Source organism: Mucilaginibacter rigui (genome assembly GCF_014773275.1).
GTDB classification, from domain to species: Bacteria; Bacteroidota; Bacteroidia; order Sphingobacteriales; family Sphingobacteriaceae; genus Mucilaginibacter; species Mucilaginibacter rigui_A.
Window position 1 is genome coordinate 836,176 of sequence record NZ_JACWMW010000001.1, and the last position, 19,671, is coordinate 855,846.

A 19,671-nucleotide genomic window follows, 5' to 3' on the forward strand; every position below is an offset into this window, starting at 1 on the left:
AAAAATCAGATATGAAATTTAAACAGATCTTAGCCGTATTAACGGTGGCAGCACTGGCTTTTACAGGCTGCCAAAAGGCTAATAAAGATGTTGATACAACACCGCAAAATGGCTCATCTATAGGTGAGGTATCAGGCGTGTGGGCAAAAAATAGCGTGCACGAAATTAAAGGTGATATCATCATCCCCGAAGGTAAAACACTTACCATTGAAGAAGGTGTAACCGTTTTAATGGATGCTACCGCTAAGCCCGAGGTTGTAATAAAAGGTAACCTATATTCATTAGGTACTGCTGAGAACCCGGTTAAATTCACTGTTGCTGATGCTTACCGCACTGCCGAAAACAAGTTTGGCAAACTATGGGGTGGTATACTTGCAGGGCCAACCTGTGCCGAATTGGTGCTTGATAATACTATTCTGGAGTACGGAGGCAACACTACTTCTGATGCATCAACCTCGGTAAAAATGGGCCTTTACAAAGCTACTGCAGGTGAAAACCTTCCTGCCCTTTGGTTCTCAAATGTAAATGGTAAACTGGTAGTAACCAATAGTATTATTCGTAACTTCCAGGAAGATTGTACCTACATTGAGGGGGGCAAGATCATTTTTTCAAACAACGTGTTCTATACTACAGGTGTAACCGGCGGCGAGGCCATGAACTTCAAATCAGGCTGTTTGGCTGATGTGGCTTACAATTTTGTTTACAGCTGTAATACCAATGCGTTAAAACTATCAAACAGTGGCGACCGTAACCCTCAGGCATATATAATTGCTTATAACAATACTATGGTTAACACCGGCTGGAGAAGGCCTACGGCAAAAGGTGGTTCGGTATGGTTAGAAGCTACCGTACGTGCCGATCTATACAATAATCTGTTCGCCAACGCCCGTTTCGGTATAAAACGCGACCCTAAAAAACTGGAAGACAGCCGTTCTAAAAACGATTATAACTGGTACTATGGTTTTGACCAAGCCACGGTTGACCAATTCCAGGTTGGGAAAAACGATATAGTACCCGGCGGTACAAATGATGTAAGGGGAACCAAAGCGGGTGATAATGACCCTAAATTTGTTAATTATCCCCTAAATAACTCAGAAACCAGTCCTGATTATAACACCACCTGGGATTTTCATTTGCAAGGAAATTCGCCTGCATTAACAAAAGGTACAACTAACTTTACCCGTCACCATAAAGCAGGGATAACCCTATCCAATGGTTTAACCTATACATCACCTGAGCCTGCTACATTTGTTGGTGCGTATGGTACTAAGCAATAACTGTATGAAGAGATTGAATATATTTTGCTTTGCTCCACTTGTTTTGTTGAGTTTAGCGTCATGCAAACCCGGCACAACTACCGATACTATTGAAGTTAAACCCGTAATAATTACCGAACCTGTTAAGTATGATACTGATGATCCGGCCATATGGGTAAATAAGGCCGATCCTGCCAAAAGCCTGGTAATTGGTACTGATAAAGATGCTGACGGTGCGCTGTATGTTTATGACCTGCAAGGTAAGATCATAGCTGATAAGGTAGTTAAGGGTTTAAAACGCCCGAACAATGTCGATCTTGCTTACGGCTTGATGCTTAATGGCAAGCCAACAGATATTGCCATTACTACCGAGCGGATAAGCCACAAGCTGCGTATTTACACGTTGCCGGATATGAAACCGGTTGATAACGGCGGCATTGATATGTTTGTTGGCGAAACCGGCCCCGAATACCGCGACCTGATGGGTATCTCTATCTATACTGCTAAGGATGGTAAAATGTACGCCATAGTTGGCCGTAAAAGCGGCCCAAAAACAGGCGGCTACATCTGGCAGTATTTACTGGGCGATGATGGCAAGGGTAATGTAAAAGCAACGCTTGTACGTAAGTTTGGCGAGTACAGCGGCAAAAAAGAAATAGAAGCCATAGCGGTTGATAACGAGCTGGGATATATCTATTACTCTGACGAGCAGGTTGGTGTACGCCAGTATTATGCCGACCCGGAGAAAGGCAATAAACAGTTATCCATATTTGGTACAACAGGCTTCGCAGCCGACCATGAAGGGATCTCTATTTACAAGCTAACAGACAGCACTGGTTATATATTGGTGTCTGACCAGGGTGCAAACCGTTTCCAGATCTTTAGCCGCGAGGGTACAAAACAGAATGCATTTGAACATAAGCTGTTAAAAATAGCCAATGTACAGGCCCGAGAAAGTGATGGGTCTGACGTGGTGAATGTACCATTGAACGATACCTTTAAGCACGGCCTTTTTGTAGTGATGAGCACCGATAAAACATTCCATTATTACCGTTGGGAAGACATTGCCGGTAAGGAGTTGAAAGTAAAATAAGTCTTAAGTCCGGAGCCATTAGTCTGAAATCATTTGTTCGCGACTTCAGACTAATGACTTTCGACTTCCGATTCACCATCAGGTTTTTGCTGAAAGCTCCACACCAGGTAAAATAGCGCGGGGAGTATAAATATACTACCTACAAGTAATGCTATGCCTAATGATTGGATGGCTTTTTCGGCGCCCTGGTCTTCAATAAGTGAGAGGTGACCGCCGTTTTTTAGGATGATGATGTTGGGATAGTGTTTGTAGGTAGTGGTAAGCAGAATCATCGTCATTTGGAAACCAGCCAGTACACGGATGATATAACGTTTGCCTTTACTGATGAGATACCAGAGTAAAATAAGAGAAATGGTGGCCGCGCTAACTGCAGCAATGCCGATTATATTCCCAAATACCCACTCAACCAGCGGGATATTTTCTTTTACAGAAGCAATAAAAACTACCGACCCCGCAATAACCGCCGCAATGTTCATTAATCTTGCCTTGCGGATAAAGCTTTTGCGTTCACTATCGTCATTAGCTTCGCCTATAAGGTAAATGGCAGCCAGGAACCCGCACAGGGCTACGGTAAAGAAACCAATAGCAACCGAGAACCAGTTGAGCCAGCTGTACATATAGGCATCCATAAAGTTGGTTGCCTGTGGGTCTACCCGGCCGGATACCGCGCTGCCCGCAATGATGCCCAGAAACAACGGCGTAATAAAGCTGGAGTATACAAATATCTTGTTATAGATCTTCTGCATGTTATCATGCACCGCATCGTAATTACGAAAGGTTAGGGCAGTGCCCCGGGCAATAATACCCATCAGCATCACCGTAAGCGGGATGTGCAGGTAGATTGACATGGTAGCATATATCACCGGGAAACCTACAAAGAGTATTACTATAGCAATAATAAGCCACATGTGGTTAGCCTCCCAGATAGGGCCTATGGCGTTGTACATGATCTTCCTGGTGCGGCTTTTGTTTTTGTTGGAGGTGAACATTTCAATGATACCTGCGCCAAAATCAGCACCGCCCATTACCAGGTACAACAAAAGGGCAACCCATAAAAATATGATGACTACGTATATCATTTGCTTACAGGTTTAGGGTTGTCATAAATTATAGGTACCATTTTTATCTGCCTGTACAGCAAAAATATAACTGCCAAACTGAGGGTAAAATAAACGGCTGTAAACAGGTAAAAGGAGTAACCTATGCCCGGCATTGGTGTAACGGCATCGGCAGTGCGCATAACGCCTTGTATTATCCAGGGCTGGCGGCCAACTTCGGTTACCGTCCACCCGGCTTCTACGGCTATAAAGCCAACAGGGGTTGCCCATATAAACAGTTTCAGGAACCAGCGCTTATCAAACCAGTTTTTCTTTCTCCATAGGGCTATCAGATATAGTATCCCCAAGCCCATCATCAGCATACCCAGGGCAACCATCAGTTGGAATGCATAATGCGTAACGGCAACGGGCGGTTGGTCGCGCTCCGGGATCTGATCTAAGCCTTTTACGGGCGTTTTAAAGTCGTCATAAACCATAAAACTGAGCATGCCGGGCAGCTCAATAGCGTAGTTTACCTTTTTATTTTTTACATCAGGGATGCCACCGATGATGAGCGGCGAGTAAGGTTTGGTATCAAAGTGGGCTTCCATAGCGGCAAGTTTGGCCGGTTGCCTTTTGGCTACCATTTTGGCCGATATGTCGCCGCTTAAAGGCTGTAAAATGGCCGCTATTACACCAAATATGGCTGCTATTTTAAATGCCCTTAAATGGAAGTTTACATTCTGTTTGCGCATTACCATTAAGGCATGTACGCCAGCTACCGCAAAGCCCGTTGCCGCGAATGCTGCTACAGACATATGTAAGGCCTGCGAAAACCAGGCGGGGTTAAACATGGCTTTTATTGGGTCTATGTTGGTGTATTTGCCATCAATAAGTTCAAACCCGGTGGGGCTGTTCATCCATGCGTTGGCAGCTACTACCAGTATGCCCGATGTTAACCCGCTTATGCCTACCACAACCCCGGTAAACCAATGGAACCAGCGGTTAAACCTGGTCCACCCGTACAGGAAAAAGCCAAGTGCTATGGCCTCGATAAAGAAAGCCGTCCCCTCCAGTGAAAACGGCATCCCGAAGATAGGCCCGGCATGTTTCATAAAAGTTGGCCAAAGCAGCCCAAGCTCAAAGGATAATACGGTACCCGATACTGCGCCTGTGGCAAAGAAGATTGCCACGCCTTTGCTCCAGGCTTTGGTTACATTTTGATAGACGGGGTTACCTGTGCGCAGCCATAAAAAGTGCGACACGGCCATAAAGAACGGCATAACCATACCAATGCACGAAAATATGATGTGAAAGCCCAGGGACAATGCCATTTGCGACCTGGCGGCCATAAAATTATCCATAGTGTAAGTTTAAGTACTATACAAATGTTTAAGTATATAAATTGCACATTTTTAGCAATTTAGAACGAATAATAATTGAATATTATTTGCGGGTATTATTGATTTTTTGGGAATTAATGAGTATGAAATACGGAGATAGAATAAGCTATTAATCAATTGTTCATTTCGAACGGGGCACGAGGAGAAATCTTGTTAGATATAACATGTCGGCGATAAGCATGTAATAACAGGATTTCTCACTATCGTTCGAAATGACATGGTGATAAAATAAAGGTTACGAATGTGTACTCAGCTTTTTTACCAACTCTGCCGATACATCATCTGCGGAGATGCCATAGCCATTTACCAGCGTTCCCTTTGAGCCGTCTTTGGTTGATGATATGGCGTAAAGCACAGCTTCGTCATCCGGGTTTGATTCTCCTTCGAAACGGAAAACGCCATCTATTTCAAATTCATCAGGAGATAGTTCAGCTTTTGTTTCCTGGCAAACCAGGCTATCTTGTTGTATATTAAAATCGCGGGTGTAGCCCTCTGCTTTTAAGCCGTTAATGGTTTGCGATAGGGTGCCGTAGTCTGTTTTCATAGTGGTAGCATGTTTGATGCTAATATCGTGAATATATAGGGATTTTTTTTAATGAAAAGTTACCTATTCAAACCCTCCGTTTGCATCGTCTACTAACTTTTGTAATACAGCTTCGTTTTGTAGGGTGATGCTTTTACCGGTTACCGCTATCATTTTTTCCTGTATAAAATCCTGTGTCACCTTAAACCAGGTTTCGTATGATACGGCCGCGTAGCTGGAGAGGTCCTGCCGGGTAAGTTCCATATTTATGGCGCCGGCGGCATCTACACCAAACATTTTTTTTAGGTTAAGCATGGCAAGGGCAATGCGTTCCTTAACCGGCATGTGTACCAGGTTACGCATCCGCTGTTCTGATTTTTGCAACTCATCGGCAAAAAATTTCATTAATGCGTAAGTAAACTTATGGTTCACGTTCAGGGTTGATTCAAAAAAGGCAAGATCAATATAACAAAGGGTGGTTGGTTCTAAGGCGGTAGTGGCTACAGGGTAAACAGGGTTATTACCCAGGCCCATGTGCCCCAATATATCGCCGGGTTTTGCAAAACGTATAATTAGCTCTTTATCATTGTTCCAACGTTTGTGTACCTTAACTTTGCCTGTATAAACAAAGTAAATACCTTTAACGGGGTCGCCTTCTTTAAAAATGCTTTCGCCTTTTTTTACGGCAAAGTTTTTTTTATGTGTACTGATGGCCGGTAACCAGTCTTTAACACTATTAGTACACAAAAAGCAATTGTTTAAATTACAGGCGTCTTTAGTTTCCTTCATTTGGTATGAAATGTTGCAGCTGCAATATTAGCAAAGTACACGCGGTTTAAGGCAGTCCGCATCAGTCTTTAGCCTTCTTTTGTTCGGGCGATGATAATATATTGTTAAGCGATAGTGGTCCGGAACCAACAAACGCGAAAACAACAAGTAACACGCAGGCAAAAATAGACAGCCACAGATCGTTATTAGGTTCGGATTTGAATATGTTGATGAAGAATATTGCCGAAATTACAACGGGCAATTGCAGTATAGATGATAAACGGGTAAGCAGGCCTAAAGTGATAAGTATGCCCCCGGCAAGGTGTATAAAAATCACGTAGTGCATTACAACCTGTAGCATAAAAGGCGATAGGTCTATCAGGCGCTGGTCTTCAATGGTCCACCTTAGGTAAGCCATATTATGCATAAAGGAGTAGCCCTTTAAAAAAAGGAATATGCCTAATAATATACGCATTACGTCCAGCGCGGCAGGGTGGTGCCTGTCGCCCCAGTTTTCAACTCTTTTTATTAAACCCATCTTGCAACAAAATAAGTGTTACCGGTTAATTTACGCGCTGATGCCTTTGTTCTAAGGTACCAATAATAAAACACACGCCAACCATAAAAATAATAAAACCGGTGTACATAACCCATTGAATTGAGTTGATACCATTAATGTTGATGGTCCATGAATGCGAATCCACCGCACTTACGGTATTTAAGTTACGAGTAGTAAAATAACCGATGATGATAATAATGATGCCGATGGCGATAAGTACTTTTCCTGAAGTTTTCATAATGTTGTATTAGCAATGTTTTATATTATAAATATAACTTATATATTTGCAAATATATTGTTTATGCAATATAAAATTAAATTATTTTTAGTGTTTACTGTTATTTTGTCTTGCACGGGCAACCAGGGTTTACACAAGTGTACATCTGTTATGAAAAAAAACGATCTTAAAAATGGCATCCCCATTTCTCCATTATTAACCCAGTTAGATAATGCCACCGATCCTGTAAATAAAACAACATTTTTTAAAGCCCGGCTACTGCGAATTTGTATCTATGCTGTAGCTGTTGCTGTATTTATTAGTTTAATAGCCAAAGTATTGGTGTCACTTATTAACCTGGTAACCAATATTGCTTTTTATGGGAGTTTAAGTTTAACATTCCACAGCCCGGCTGCCAATAACCTGGGTTTATGGGTTATAGCCATACCGGCCATAGGTGGTGTAATTGTAGGGTTTATGGCATTGTACGGTTCAAAAGCTATCCGCGGCCATGGCATCCCCGAGGCTATGGAGCAAATACTGGTTAACGAGAGTAATATTAAACCATCTATCACTTTTTTAAAACCTATATCATCGGCAATAGCCATAGGCACAGGCGGCCCGTTTGGCGCCGAGGGGCCTATTATTGCCACCGGTGGTGCTTTAGGTTCAACATTGGGGCAGTTGTTTAAAGTAACAGCTAATGAGCGGAAGGTCATCTTAGCAGCCGGGGCAACCGCGGGCATGTCGGCCATATTTGGTACACCTATAGCGGCCATATTTTTAGCGATAGAACTTTTGCTGTTCGAGTTTTCACCAAAATCGATACTACCTGTTGCACTGGCCTGTATCACAGGCGCGGCGGGGCATCATCTATTATTTGAGTCAGGGCCGGTGTTTCCCATGCCTGATCTGGCCATCCCGTCAAACCTGGCGTTGGGTATTTATAGTTTTATGGGGATCATATTAGGATTGTTATCGGTAGGTATCACTAAGATAGTTTACGCCATTGAAGATGCTTTTGAAAAGCTGCCTATCCATTGGATGTGGTGGCCGGCCATTGGCGGGCTGGCGGTTGGTGTTATAGGCTACTTTGCGCCGCATTCGCTGGGTGTTGGGTATGATAATATTACGGGCATTTTATCAGGCTCGTGGCCGCTGCAATTGATTATCACGCTGTGTCTGTTCAAATTTTTATCGTGGGCTATTGCTTTGGGCAGCGGTACATCGGGCGGTACGCTGGCGCCTTTGCTAACTATTGGCGGTGCAAGCGGGGCAATTATCGGTTCAATTATTATCAGGTATTTTCCAGGTGCAGGTATTACCCTGCCCATGGCGGCATTAATAGGTATGTCGGCCATGTTTGCGGGCGCGTCAAGGGCTTTTATTACCAGCATCGTTTTCGCATTGGAGGCTACCCTGCAATCGCACGCCTTGCTGCCTTTGTTAGGCGCATGTACAGGGGCTTATATTGTTTCCTTCTTTTTAATGGAGAATACCATTATGACCGAGAAGATTGCCCGACGTGGAATTTCAACGCCCGATTCATTTGAGCCGGACATACTGCAAAAAATGTACGTATCTGATGTGATAAATGACGATGCTATTGTGCTGAATGCCGGCAATACAATTAACGAGGTAAAGACTTGGTTAAGCAAAAATAAGGTGACCGACAACTACTTTATATTGGTTGATAACGCTAACAATTACGGCGGTACGGTAAAAGCTACCGATCTGTATAACACCAATACTGATGAAAGTGGTAACGTTAGCGATATTGTTGCTAACGAAACCGGGCCAGTTATTAAGAGCACAGATACGCTCTATCATGCAGTTCAAAGTATGTCGAAAACCAATGCTGAGGTACTACCTATACTATCAGCATCGGCAAATGGAAAGGTGGTAGGGGTGCTTACCTATAAGGATATTATAAAGGCTTATCAAACCAATATAAATAAAAATGAGAACCTGCATGTGAAGATCTCGCTGAAGCGCCGCCGTATGAAAATGGTTATCCGTGGTAAAAGGCTTGCCGATTTGAATAATGGGGGCGATAAAGCTTAATAGTTATAATGCTCTAAATGGTTGTATTTTTTATAGATTTATAACACTTAAATCAACCAGCATAAATGGAATTACAGGAAGAGCAACAAATTCAGCGGGTAACTTTAATTGCACCAATATACAATGCCAATCACGTTAGGTTGGGCACATTTTTAGGCGGCCCGCTTATTGCCGGATATTTTATAGCCGAGAATTACAAAGTTTTTGGCGAATATGGAAAAGCCAAGGCTGCATGGATCTACGCCATTGCTGCTACGATAGTAATATTTGGTGGTATTTTTTTAATACCCGAAACTGCCCACATCCCTAATTATGTTATCCCTATAGCGTACTGTTGGATAGCTTATTATCTAACCCAACACTTTCAGGGTGCTCAAATAACTGCACATGCCGCAACTGGCGAGGGCTTTTTTGGTTGGGGTAGGGTGGTGTTAATTAGCTTGATCGGATTAGCGGTTACGATAGTTTTTCTGGCTATAGCGATAATAGCTACTGATGGTTTAACATCATAAAAAAGCCGCCCTCCGATAAATCGAAGGAGCGGCTATCACTCATCACTCATCCTTTTTCTTATCTCCAACCACCGCCTAATGAGCGGTACAGGTTAGATACGGCGCTGAGTTGCGCACGTTTTATGGAAGCCAGTTCCAGTTCGCTTTGCAGTACGTTACCCTGGGCGGTAATTACCTCCAGGTAAGTAGCCAGGCCGTTTCTAAACAACAGGTTGGCATTGCCGGTAGCCTGTTGTAAAGTAGTAACCCTGTTAGCCGCAACTAACTGTTGTTCTTTCAGTTTTTCGATAGTAACCAAAGCATCAGATACCTCACCCACTGCATTTAGTACCGATTGGCGAAACTGTAGCACGGTTTTCTCCCGATCTACCTTAGCTACCTCGTATTGTGTTTTTAACCTTTTTTTGTTAAACAACGGCTGTGTAATACCACCCGCCACGGTACCAAATAATGATGCCGGGATATTGAACCAGTTGCTCGATTTGAACGAGTTTACACCGCCTGATGCGGTAATGGTTAACGATGGGTACATATTTGCCTTAGCGATACCTACCTGCGCGTTAGCGATGTTCAGGGCCAGTTCGGCATTTTTTACATCGGGGCGGCGGCTTACAATTGCCGATGGTAAACCGGCGGGCAGGTTATCGGCCACCTGTATGTTGTCCAAAGTGTTGCTGCGTTCTATCCTGTCGGGCAATGATCCTGTAAGGATACGCAGGGCGTTTTCCTGTATGGTGATGTTCTGCTCAAACTGTGGTACCAGCTGCGCTGCAGCCAGGCGTTGTGCCTCGGCTTGCTGTACGGCCAATGAAGTTACCTGCCCGGCATCGTATTGCAAACGGATAATACGCAGGGTGCTATCGTTTAATTTTACGTTCTTTTGGGCTATGGTCAATTGCGCGTCAAGCATCAGCAGGTTATAATAACCTTGCGATACGCCGGCCACAATGTTTGTTTGAATTGCTTTTTTAGCCTCGGTAGTTTGCAGGTACTGGGCCAAAGCGGTTTTGCTTTGATTACGGATCTTACCCCATATATCAGCTTCCCACGATAAACCAAGGTTGGCCGAATAATCTTCGATGTGTTTGGTGCCTACACCAAATGCACCCAAACTTAAGCCATTAAGGCTATTGTCTGACGGGCGATTTGTGCTGGCAGTAACATTAAGGTTCACGGTAGGCGTATAGTTCCACTTAACCTGTTTAAACAGCAGCTCCGATGCTTCGATGTTTTTAACAGCTATCTGCATATCGTAATTGTTGGCTATGGCGCTGTCAATCAGTTTTTGCAGGGTAGGTTCGGTAAAAAAGTTTTTCCATTGTATATCGGCAATACTGGTAGTATCGGCGGTTTGCGCTGCATCCCTGAAGGCTACAGGCAGCGCGGGTTTAGGCGTTTCAATATCTTTTGAAACTTTACATGCGCTTAAAGCCAGTAGCAGCATAAAAGCGAATGTGTTTATATACTTTTTCATTTTGTTGTATCTTATTATATGTTGTTAACTAAGTGGTGATCTACTCACCCCGGCTACGCTTCGCTGGCCGACCCTCTCTGCTTCGCAAAGAGGGTGAAGAGCCAGTTTTTTGAACCCTCTTTCCGCAAAGCGGAGAGAGGGTGGTCGAGCGAAGCACCGACCGGGTGAGTTAAATATTCTTAGTGTGCTTCTATTGTTTCAACAGCTTTAGCATCCGGGTTGTAATTTTTATCAAGGTGCCTTGAAAGCGGTACGCCTGTAACTTTTTCCTGCAGATGCTGGAAGATCACAAACAATACAGGGATGATCAATAAGCCCAATATTACTCCAGATACCATACCACCGGCGGCACCAATACTAATAGAATGGTTACCCTGTGCAGAAGGGCCTGTAGCAATACTCATCGGGAACAGACCAAATACGAAGGCCAGTGATGTCATCACAATTGGGCGAATCCTTAGTCTTGCTGCCTCAATAGCTGCATCAACCAGGGTTAAACCTGCCTTTCGTTTCTGAACTGCAAACTCTACAATAAGGATGGCGTTCTTAGCCAGCAAACCGATGAGCATGATGAGCGCTACCTGTACGTAGATGTTGTTTTCGATACCGGTTATGCCCAGTACGGCAAATACACCGAATATACCTGTAGGGATAGAAAGGATAACCGCCAATGGCAGGATATAACTCTCATACTGTGCCGATAACAGGAAGTATACAAACACCAGACATAACAGGAACACAACGGTAGACTGACCACCTGATGAGATCTCCTCCCGGGTTTGGCCAGAGAACTCATAAGCAAAACCTTGTGGTAACTCTTCTTTTGCCGTTTCCTGTATAGCTTTGATGGCATCACCCGAGCTGTAACCCGGTTTAGGAATGGCATTCACCTCGATAGAGTTGAACAGGTTATAACGTGAGGCGGTTTCTGAACCATACACACGGGTTAGTTTAACCAGGGTGTTGATAGGTACGGTTTCGCCAGCTTTATTTTTCACAAATACGCGGTCAATAGTTTTTGGATCGGTACGGTCGGCAACATCAGCCTGTACAACCACACGGTAGTATTTACCAAAGCGGTTAAAATCCGAAGCCTGTGCGGTACCAAAATAAGCCTGCATGGTTGATAAGATGTCCTTAACATTTACACCAAGCTGGTTAGCTTTCTCGTCGTCAATTTCTAATTGTAATTGAGGGTAATCGGCTTTGTATGATGTAAAGGCATAAGCAACTGCCGGTTTCTGCATCAGCTTGGCAATAAAGTTGTTGGCAATGCCGCTAAACTTATCCAGCTTGCCGTTAGTCCTGTCCTGCAGCATCACATCCAGCGCTTCTACGTTGCTAAAGCCCGGAACAGTTGGGAAACTGAATACGAAGAATGTACCACCCGGTACGCTGCCCAGTTTTCCCCTTACGATGTTTTGGATCTCATCGATGTTTTTAACCTTGCCGCGTTCCTCGGTAGGTTTTAACAACAGGAAGATAACACCCGCAGACGGGCTGCTTGACTGCGTTAAGAAGTTAAACCCGGATAAAGCCGTAACGAACCTTGCTGATGGTAAAGTTTTCAACTGCTCTTCGGCTTGTTTAAAGATCTTGTTAGTTCCGCTTAATGAAGTTCCGGATGGGGTTGAAACCGCTATGGCCACAAAGCCCTGATCTTCGGTAGGGATAAAGCCCGTTTTTGTTTTGGTCACCATAAATACGGTAACAACTACTACTATTGCAAGGCCGGCCATACTCACCCATTTATTTTTGATAAGCATTTTTAATCCGCCAACATACCTGTTACTGATAAAGTTAAAGCTGCCGTTAAAGCCTGCATAAAACTTTTCTACAAAGCCTTTTTTAGGTGCATCATGTCCATCACCTGTATGTTTGTTCTTTAAGAACAGGGCAGCCAGTGCCGGGCTTAACGTTAAGGCGTTAACAGCAGATATGATAATGGCTATTGCCATGGTCAATGCAAACTGCTTGTAAAATATACCTGTAGAACCTGTCATGAAGCTTACCGGTAAGAATACGGCAGCCATAACCAGGGTAATTGATATAATAGCACCGGTTATCTCGTGCATGGCTTCGGTTGTAGCCTTTTTAGGGGTGAGGCTTGGATCATGCTCCATTTTGGCATGCACTGCCTCCACCACAACTATCGCATCATCCACCACAATACCAATGGCGAGCACCAGTGCAAACAGGGTTAATAAGTTGATAGAGAATCCAAGCAAACTCATGAAAAAGAACGTACCGATAATAGCCACAGGCACTGCAATGGCCGGTATAAGGGTTGACCTGAAATCCTGAAGGAATATAAACACTACTATAAATACCAGCACAAATGCCTCTATCAAGGTATGTTCAACCTGTGTTATTGATTCATCCAGGTCTGTTTTGGTACGATAGAACTGGTTGTATTTGATGCCAACAGGGAAATCTTTTGATGCTTTAAGCATCAGTTTATCAATAGCTATCTGTATTTCGTTAGCATTTGAGCCCGATAGTTGTATAATACCGATGATTACACCATCCTTGCCGTTAAGGTTGCTGTAGCTGTTGTAAGAATAAGCGCCAAGTTCAACGCGTGCTACATCTTTTAAATGCAGTACAGAGCCATCGGCATTAGCACGGATAGCAATATTCTGATATTCTTCGGGCTTGGTAAGCTTACCTTTATATTTAATTACATATTCAAACGATTGGTCGCTACGCTCGCCGAAACGGCCAGGAGCTGCCTCAATGTTTTTATCCTGTATGGCAGCCATTACTTCGGCGGGTGTAACTTTGTAAGCCGCCATTTGTGATGGGTTTAACCAAACACGCATAGAGTAATCTTTTACACCGCCAAATATACTTGCCGAACCAACACCCGGGATACGTTTTATCTCGGGCACAATGTTGATCTGTGCATAGTTGGCCACAAATGTCTGATCATACTTTTTAGGATCATCTGTATAAATTGCCATGGCACCAATAAAGCTGTTTTGCTGTTTGGTAGTAGTAATACCGTATTGCACAACTTCGGCAGGTAACTGGCTTGTAGCTTGCGAAACGCGGTTTTGCACGTTCACAGCAGCCTGGTCAGGATCTGTGCCTTGTTTAAAGTAAACAGTAATACCTAATGTACCATCATTACTGGCGGTAGAGGTCATATAGGTCATGTTCTCTACACCGTTAATTGCTTCTTCTAAAGAAGGAGTTACCGAACGTAAGATAGTTTCGGCATTAGCGCCCGGATATACAGCAGATACCAATACTGCCGGAGGGGCAATATTTGGAAAACGCTCTAAGGGCAGTTTTGTTAGGCCAAGTATACCCACTATCACCAGTAAGATGGAGATAACGGTTGATAATACCGGCCTTTCTATGAATTTTTTAAACATTGTAGTAGTTTTTTAGGAGAGTCAAGAGTAAAGAATCAAGAGACAAGACCGAACTTGTCGCCCTCGTTATGCTTCTATATCTTGATTCTTGACTCTTGAGTTCTTGAATCTTATAAAGAATTAGTTTTTGGCTACAGCAGCAACTTTATCAACCGTTTTTTGAGGGGCAATAACAGTACCTTCCTGTAATTTGTCCATACCGCTTAGTACAATCTGGTCGCCGGCTTTTACACCGTCTTTAACCAGGTAGTTTGCACCGCTTGTACCGATGATAGTGATGGGTAACTTTTTAACCTTATTGCTATCGGCAAGGGCGTATACAAATACCTTATCCTGCATTTCAACCGTGGCTGATTGTGGAACTATTAAAGCGTTATCGTGTTGCAGGCTTAAACGTACTTTACCGGTGTTGCCAGAACGTAACAGGCCGTTAGGGTTTGCAAAGGTTGCCCTTACAGTGATAGCACCGGTGTTTTTATCAAACTGACCATCAATCACATCAATTTTACCCTGTTTGGCATATTCGCTACCATCGGCTAAAAGTAATGATACTGATGGCAGGCGTTTAAGTTTGTCTTTGATAGTTTCGCCCGGGTATTGTTCTTTAAAGTTTACAAAATCCTTTTCGCCAAGGGCAAAGTAAACATGTACATCGTGCACATCAGATAACTGGGTTAAAGCTTCAACATCCTGCGGAGTAACCAGGCTTCCTTGTTTTTTTAACAGGCGACCAATATAACCGCTAACCGGTGCTTTAATTAAAGTATAACCTAAGTTGATTTGGGCGGTTGCCACGTTTGCTTTAGCCGATTCGATATTGGCCTTTGCAACCTGGTAGGCGGCTTTCGCTGTTTTTAACTGGTAGTCTGATACTACTTTGTTGGCAACAAGCGGGGTTAATTTGTCAACTTCAATCTGAGCGTTGCCTTGTGCGGCCTCGGCTGCATGTAAACTTGCTAATGCATTGTTTAAAGCAGCACGGTAAGGTTGGTCGTTTATTTTAAATATTGGCGAACCGGCGGTTATAAAAGCGCCTTCGTCTACAAATACTTTATCTAAACTACCGCTAACCTGCGGGCGAACTTCAACGTTTACGGTACCTTCTACAGATGCAGGGTATTCCTGGTAAGTAGTTTGGTTACCTGCTACTACTGCTGCCACAGGTAGTGCCGGTGGGGGGGGAGCCTGTGCCGTTTGCGGCTTTGGCGAGCAACTGAATAATGATATGGCGATGATCGCTGCTAAGATAATTTTCATGATGATCAATTTTGAGGGTGAGTTAATGGGAGTTAGTGCGGCCCGTAAGCTGTTTATATATATGGTGTCGTTTGTTTTCGTTGTATTGTACATTATTGTAAGTATTTATTCGATATAGATATGTTCGGTTTTATTGCGCATATCACCGTAGCTAATGGCAAAAATAAAAAGTTATTAACATTGGTAGATTATTTAACACTGTTAAGTGCCTGGTTAAAGGAGTGATGATAGTTTTCATAAGCTGTGAGTTTTAAGAATTTGAGTTTGTTTATACTGCCAAATAAATCAGCAATGTTTAAACGCCTTTAAAAATTAAGGGGTTATTGACTTTATAATACCGGTAATAGCGTCCCTTAATACCTGCCTGTTTATTTTGTCTGAGTCGCCGCGGTCTAACAGATTGATTGATACCAACCCATGTACCACCGACCAAAAAGTATAATATTTGGTACAAATAATATCCGACTCCATGTCCTGTATATTCATCAGGTCGCCAATTGAACCGGTAATAATATCCCATGGTAATCCTGCTTCGGGTAATTCATTAACCATTTTGCAGGCACAACTGGTTGTAATGCCAAACATACCCTGGTAAAGCTCTTTATTTGCAAACGCGAAGTTCCAGTAGGTAAGCCACATTTCCTCCAGCTGATCAGCCGGTGATGTATGCTTATCCTTAGCTTCCTGTAGTTGTTTTGATAATTTTAAATAACCCTGGCGGTTTAGCTCTAATAATATGGCCTCTTTGCTGGCAAAATATTCATAAATAATAGGGGCAGTGTATTCAATCACATCCGCTATTTTACGCATACTCAACGCCTGCCATCCTTCTTCCTTAACAATTTGTAAAGCGGCCTCCAGGATGTTCACCCGGGTTTCCTCTTTCAATCGTAATATCCTATCCTTACTGGCCATTTTATTTACTACTATTAGATTATTTAACAGTGTTAAGCAAATGTATAAAGGATTTGAACTAACCGTTTCATCCTATTGTCATTTACTCAATAAATCTTTAATTATTTTATCAATTTTACTCGATGCAGTTGTTTTCTTCATGAAACTGTACAAGCTTCAACATTACCTCAATAGCAATTTCGTAATTTTTTGTCCCTACCACCTTTTTATACTGGGTTTCAAGTTCCATTACCTGGTTTTTAAGGTTGTGGTAAAAGGCTTCGCCTTCAGGAGTAAAGTGCAGCATAACAACACGGGCATCATCGGGGCTTTTTACACTGGTAACCATGTTAATGGCTTCCAGTTCTTTTACAATTTTGCTTGCGCCCTGTTTGGTAACATTCATTTTTGCGGCAAGCTCGTTATTTGATATGCCGGTTTTGCCAATGCTCATAAACAAGGGCAGGTGCGCGCTGTTAAATCCAGGCTGATCTATACGGCACAGCTTTTTACCCATCCACTCGTCTAAAAGGCGCTTAAGCAGGTACACCAGCTTTGGGGCAACCTTTTTTGTTTCTTCTGTTAATTCACAACTGTTCATGATACAAAATTTAACAAGTAAATTAATGCCTGGTTTACGAATATAAATTAAAAATCAAATTTCACAAAGAACCTGATACCGCTGCGTGGCGCACCCGGGTGATCCAGGTAAGTAAAACGCCTTACATAATCAATCCGCAACAGTTTAAATATGTTACCTACACCCACGCTACCTTCAACATAAGGGGTAGAACCTAAGGCATAAGTACCGGCACCGTTTGCACCTACACTGCCCGGAAAGCGCAACAGTGATGGGTCGTTAGCGGGGTCGTTCTCTTTACGTACACCGCCCCAAAGGCTTTTTACGTCGATGATCTCACGTAATTTTAATCTTTTTAACAACGGGATACGGTTAAATATAAAGCCGTTAAAATTATGGTCAACAGCAATGCTGGCGTAATGGTCGCTCACAAACTCCTGGAAGTTCATTAAGTTGTACGATTGCAGCTGGAACGCATACGTTTGGTTGGCGTGGTGTATATCCAGTAAAGGGAAAGGCACCTTGCCAAACAGATAACCGCCTTCGGTAGTTACATCGGTAAAGCCAAACTGCGACAGATAAAAACGTTTGTTAATATTACCTACAACGTTCTGGTAATTGTACTCGCCACCTAACAGCCCTTTAACTCCCTGGGTATAGTTAAGGGTAAAAATAGGGTACTTGTCAGGTATTGGTGTGCGGTACAGTTTGCCCTGGTAAAATTTCTCGTGTGGCGCCCAGCGTAACTGTGCCGATAACTCTGATGTTTGGATCAGGTTAACATTGTTTAAACTGCCGTTTGGCAACAAATTCTGGTAAAGTAAGGCACCGGCAGGTGTTTGGTTCCATTTTTTGAAACCTAACGAGTACGACAGGTGATTGGTAAACTCGTGAACATAATCTAACCTGAAGATATCATTGTATAACCAGATATCGTTTGCGCCACGTTTAAATGACAACAGGAAGTTACTCTCCTGTACAAACTGAAGCTCCTGGCCCGGTATTTTGGTATCGTGCTGGAAACTTGCGCGGATATAGTTTTGCGGGAACGAGTAGATAGATTTATTGTTAAGTGAGTAAGTACTGCTTAAAAAGTATTTAAATTTTTCATCGCGGGTACCGTAAGCACCGTAAGTTTCAAAATAATAGCGTTTGCTCAGGGTAGGAGTAGTACGGCCGCCAATACGTACGCGGAAACCTTCTACCGGGTTAAAGCTGTAAAATGTATTGGCCGGGCCTAATTCAAAGGCGCCAAAATTTTTGTAACCGGCCAGCACCAGCGTGGCAATATCCATTGTTTTTTTGAACGATGGGATGGTTTGCAGGCTATCTATGTTCTTATAAATACTTGCCGATGCCGCGTCCAGTGTATCAGGGCGGGTCATTTGCCAGTAGGTGTCGTCTTTATCTTCGGCGTTTAAAGCAACAACCTGTGCCGGGCCTTTGTAAGTATCGTTAGTGCGCGCATTGTTTATAACAAAATTGCTGATGCTTACCAGGCGTTCGCCATATATACCACCACCTTTATTTTTGTTGATACCGAACTCTATCTTCAGGTCGCTTTGGCTCAGGTGGTAACGGCCATCGTTGTTCTTCTCGAACGACAGGTTGGCCTGCATCTGGCGCACAAAGTTTAAGTTGATGTTTTTGTTAACGGTAAGCATCGCGTTTTGCACGGCGTAGTTACCATCCATAGTGATATAGATCTTTCCTTCAAACAACAGGTTGTTTGTATTACGCGGTGTAAAGCTAAGCTCAATAAGGTTTGGTTTTACATCTTTAAGGGTATCGGTAATAAAGAATTTGTAAAACTCGGGCGAGCTGTTGGCAATTGGGCTTAGCAACTGGTTACTTAATAACGATACATTGTTATCATAGATATTAATATCCTGATACATGCGGTTAAAGTAAGCGGTAAGGCCCTGATTATCTACAAAGTTCTCGTCATATTTTACCTGCTTGTTAGCAGTGATGATCTGCTTTTTGGCGTATGGGTCTTTACGGAAGTAATTATCAGACATTTTCTCTTCCTGGTACATGGGTAGTAAGGTTTTACCACCTATAGCAGTAGAATCCTGCTCACGAAACAGGAACTGATAATTTTTAAAGATCTTTTTGTTGCGGAATTTATCGCTCAGGTTACTTAAAGAGAAGTTCATGCGTTCGTACTGTTTGTACTCGGCATAGTTATAGTTCTCTACCTGGTTTTGTGCTTTATGGGCAATAACCTGGCGGATAAGCTCGACAGCAGGATTGTTTTTATTGGTGTATTTTTTCTTCTTGCCAGAGCGTATTACCACTTCGCTTAACGCCTGGCTGTTCTCTGCCAAGGCAATGTTGATGGTTTGATCCTGGCCCTGGGTAATGTTACGAACAGCGGTACGGTAACCAACAAATGATGCCTTGATTTGCGTAACAGTATTATCAGTAGTTGATAAAGTATAGCGGCCCTGGCCGTTTGTGCTGATGCCTTGTGTTGTACCGGCAAATGATACCGTTACGTATGGCATGGCTTCTTTTGTTTTAGCATCGGTAACAATACCACGCACAATAGTTTGCGCGTGCAGCGTCGTAAACGACGTAAACAGTATAAGCATCATTAAGATGCTTTTATTATAAAGGGGAGTGAGTAAACGTTTCATTATAAGCGTGTG

16 protein-coding genes and 1 pseudogene are annotated in these 19,671 nt (G+C 43.1%); 5 read left to right on the forward strand and 12 right to left on the reverse strand.

From position 1 onward, the window contains the following. The first annotated feature begins 11 nt into the window (after positions 1 to 11). Together IDJ75_RS03820 and IDJ75_RS03825 are read left to right on the forward strand one after the other, a co-directional pair. Positions 12 to 1,277, forward strand: a complete 1,266-nt coding sequence (locus tag IDJ75_RS03820; RefSeq protein ID WP_191174272.1) for a right-handed parallel beta-helix repeat-containing protein — start codon at positions 12 to 14, stop codon at positions 1,275 to 1,277. Between the two features lie 4 nt (positions 1,278 to 1,281). Beyond that, positions 1,282 to 2,349: a phytase gene (locus IDJ75_RS03825; RefSeq protein ID WP_191174273.1), complete on the forward strand. Its 1,068-nt coding sequence runs from the start codon at positions 1,282 to 1,284 to the stop codon at positions 2,347 to 2,349. A gap of 50 nt (positions 2,350 to 2,399) precedes the next feature. Here the strand turns inward: IDJ75_RS03825 and IDJ75_RS03830 are convergent, their stop codons facing one another. The 6 genes from IDJ75_RS03830 to IDJ75_RS03855 form a co-directional block, all read right to left on the reverse strand. Further along, positions 2,400 to 3,428, reverse strand: a complete 1,029-nt coding sequence (locus IDJ75_RS03830; RefSeq protein ID WP_191174274.1) for a cytochrome d ubiquinol oxidase subunit II — start codon at positions 3,426 to 3,428, stop codon at positions 2,400 to 2,402. Continuing rightward, the gene (locus IDJ75_RS03835) at positions 3,425 to 4,750 is read right to left on the reverse strand and encodes a cytochrome ubiquinol oxidase subunit I (protein WP_191174275.1); all 1,326 of its coding nucleotides are present in this window, start codon (positions 4,748 to 4,750) and stop codon (positions 3,425 to 3,427) included. Before IDJ75_RS03835 ends, IDJ75_RS03830 begins: the two co-directional genes overlap by 4 nt. A 274-nt stretch (positions 4,751 to 5,024) precedes the next feature. Beyond that, positions 5,025 to 5,333 carry a phosphoribosylpyrophosphate synthetase gene (locus IDJ75_RS03840; protein ID WP_191174276.1) on the reverse strand — a complete coding sequence of 103 codons (309 nt, stop codon included), beginning with the start codon at positions 5,331 to 5,333 and terminating at the stop codon, positions 5,025 to 5,027. A gap of 63 nt (positions 5,334 to 5,396) precedes the next feature. Further along, a complete protein-coding gene (locus IDJ75_RS03845) occupies positions 5,397 to 6,101 on the reverse strand; it encodes a Crp/Fnr family transcriptional regulator (protein WP_191174277.1) in 705 nt (234 codons plus the stop codon). A gap of 61 nt (positions 6,102 to 6,162) precedes the next feature. Continuing rightward, positions 6,163 to 6,618, reverse strand: a complete 456-nt coding sequence (locus IDJ75_RS03850; protein WP_191174278.1) for a DoxX family protein — start codon at positions 6,616 to 6,618, stop codon at positions 6,163 to 6,165. 25 nt (positions 6,619 to 6,643) lie between these two features. Beyond that, on the reverse strand, positions 6,644 to 6,877 hold the full coding sequence (locus IDJ75_RS03855; protein ID WP_191174279.1) for a hypothetical protein: 234 nt from the start codon (positions 6,875 to 6,877) through the stop codon (positions 6,644 to 6,646). A gap of 150 nt (positions 6,878 to 7,027) precedes the next feature. Here IDJ75_RS03855 and IDJ75_RS03860 point away from each other — a divergent pair, with 150 nt between their 5' ends. Continuing rightward, entirely contained in the window at positions 7,028 to 8,920 is a 1,893-nt protein-coding gene (locus IDJ75_RS03860; RefSeq protein WP_191174280.1) for a chloride channel protein, read from the forward strand. A gap of 65 nt (positions 8,921 to 8,985) precedes the next feature. Next, the gene (locus tag IDJ75_RS03865) at positions 8,986 to 9,432 is read left to right on the forward strand and encodes a hypothetical protein (protein WP_191174281.1); all 447 of its coding nucleotides are present in this window, start codon (positions 8,986 to 8,988) and stop codon (positions 9,430 to 9,432) included. A 58-nt stretch (positions 9,433 to 9,490) separates the two neighbouring features. Here IDJ75_RS03865 and IDJ75_RS03870 read toward each other — a convergent pair whose 3' ends face one another. From IDJ75_RS03870 to IDJ75_RS03885, 4 genes are all read right to left on the reverse strand, one after another. Beyond that, positions 9,491 to 10,906 carry a TolC family protein gene (locus tag IDJ75_RS03870; protein WP_191174282.1) on the reverse strand — a complete coding sequence of 472 codons (1,416 nt, stop codon included), beginning with the start codon at positions 10,904 to 10,906 and terminating at the stop codon, positions 9,491 to 9,493. 179 nt (positions 10,907 to 11,085) lie between these two features. Then, positions 11,086 to 14,286 (reverse strand): efflux RND transporter permease subunit, encoded by a 3,201-nt coding sequence (locus tag IDJ75_RS03875; RefSeq protein ID WP_191174283.1) that lies wholly within the window; start codon positions 14,284 to 14,286, stop codon positions 11,086 to 11,088. Between the two features lie 120 nt (positions 14,287 to 14,406). Continuing rightward, positions 14,407 to 15,543, reverse strand: a complete 1,137-nt coding sequence (locus tag IDJ75_RS03880; RefSeq protein WP_191174284.1) for an efflux RND transporter periplasmic adaptor subunit — start codon at positions 15,541 to 15,543, stop codon at positions 14,407 to 14,409. 312 nt (positions 15,544 to 15,855) lie between these two features. Beyond that, entirely contained in the window at positions 15,856 to 16,458 is a 603-nt protein-coding gene (locus tag IDJ75_RS03885) for a TetR/AcrR family transcriptional regulator (RefSeq protein WP_191174285.1), read from the reverse strand. Between IDJ75_RS03885 and IDJ75_RS21445 the strand changes: the two genes are divergently transcribed. Further along, positions 16,406 to 16,867 carry a DUF6608 family protein gene (locus IDJ75_RS21445; RefSeq protein WP_394368090.1) on the forward strand — a complete coding sequence of 154 codons (462 nt, stop codon included), beginning with the start codon at positions 16,406 to 16,408 and terminating at the stop codon, positions 16,865 to 16,867. The genes IDJ75_RS03885 and IDJ75_RS21445 overlap by 53 nt on opposite strands. On the opposite strand, the pseudogene IDJ75_RS21450 reads toward IDJ75_RS21445, so the two are convergent. Continuing rightward, positions 16,757 to 17,038, reverse strand: a pseudogene (locus tag IDJ75_RS21450) (MarR family transcriptional regulator); the annotation flags it as partial. The gene IDJ75_RS21445 and the pseudogene IDJ75_RS21450 sit on opposite strands and share 111 nt — an antisense overlap. A gap of 47 nt (positions 17,039 to 17,085) precedes the next feature. Continuing rightward, positions 17,086 to 19,659 carry a DUF5686 and carboxypeptidase-like regulatory domain-containing protein gene (locus IDJ75_RS03895; protein ID WP_191174287.1) on the reverse strand — a complete coding sequence of 858 codons (2,574 nt, stop codon included), beginning with the start codon at positions 19,657 to 19,659 and terminating at the stop codon, positions 17,086 to 17,088. Positions 19,660 to 19,671 lie beyond the last annotated feature (12 nt).

Coding starts and splice junctions, on each gene's coding strand:
- IDJ75_RS03870 (WP_191174282.1), bottom strand. CDS start 10,906: ATGAAAAAGTATATAAACACATTCGCTTTTATGCTGCTACTGGCTTTA.
- IDJ75_RS03875 (WP_191174283.1), bottom strand. CDS start 14,286: ATGTTTAAAAAATTCATAGAAAGGCCGGTATTATCAACCGTTATCTCC.
- IDJ75_RS21445 (WP_394368090.1), top strand. CDS start 16,406: ATGTTCACCCGGGTTTCCTCTTTCAATCGTAATATCCTATCCTTACTG.
- IDJ75_RS03880 (WP_191174284.1), bottom strand. CDS start 15,543: ATGAAAATTATCTTAGCAGCGATCATCGCCATATCATTATTCAGTTGC.
- IDJ75_RS03845 (WP_191174277.1), bottom strand. CDS start 6,101: ATGAAGGAAACTAAAGACGCCTGTAATTTAAACAATTGCTTTTTGTGT.
- IDJ75_RS03850 (WP_191174278.1), bottom strand. CDS start 6,618: ATGGGTTTAATAAAAAGAGTTGAAAACTGGGGCGACAGGCACCACCCT.
- IDJ75_RS03820 (WP_191174272.1), top strand. CDS start 12: ATGAAATTTAAACAGATCTTAGCCGTATTAACGGTGGCAGCACTGGCT.
- IDJ75_RS03885 (WP_191174285.1), bottom strand. CDS start 16,458: ATGGCCAGTAAGGATAGGATATTACGATTGAAAGAGGAAACCCGGGTG.
- IDJ75_RS03895 (WP_191174287.1), bottom strand. CDS start 19,659: ATGAAACGTTTACTCACTCCCCTTTATAATAAAAGCATCTTAATGATG.
- IDJ75_RS03860 (WP_191174280.1), top strand. CDS start 7,028: ATGAAAAAAAACGATCTTAAAAATGGCATCCCCATTTCTCCATTATTA.
- IDJ75_RS03855 (WP_191174279.1), bottom strand. CDS start 6,877: ATGAAAACTTCAGGAAAAGTACTTATCGCCATCGGCATCATTATTATC.
- IDJ75_RS03825 (WP_191174273.1), top strand. CDS start 1,282: ATGAAGAGATTGAATATATTTTGCTTTGCTCCACTTGTTTTGTTGAGT.
- IDJ75_RS03830 (WP_191174274.1), bottom strand. CDS start 3,428: ATGATATACGTAGTCATCATATTTTTATGGGTTGCCCTTTTGTTGTAC.
- IDJ75_RS03840 (WP_191174276.1), bottom strand. CDS start 5,333: ATGAAAACAGACTACGGCACCCTATCGCAAACCATTAACGGCTTAAAA.
- IDJ75_RS03865 (WP_191174281.1), top strand. CDS start 8,986: ATGGAATTACAGGAAGAGCAACAAATTCAGCGGGTAACTTTAATTGCA.
- IDJ75_RS03835 (WP_191174275.1), bottom strand. CDS start 4,750: ATGGATAATTTTATGGCCGCCAGGTCGCAAATGGCATTGTCCCTGGGC.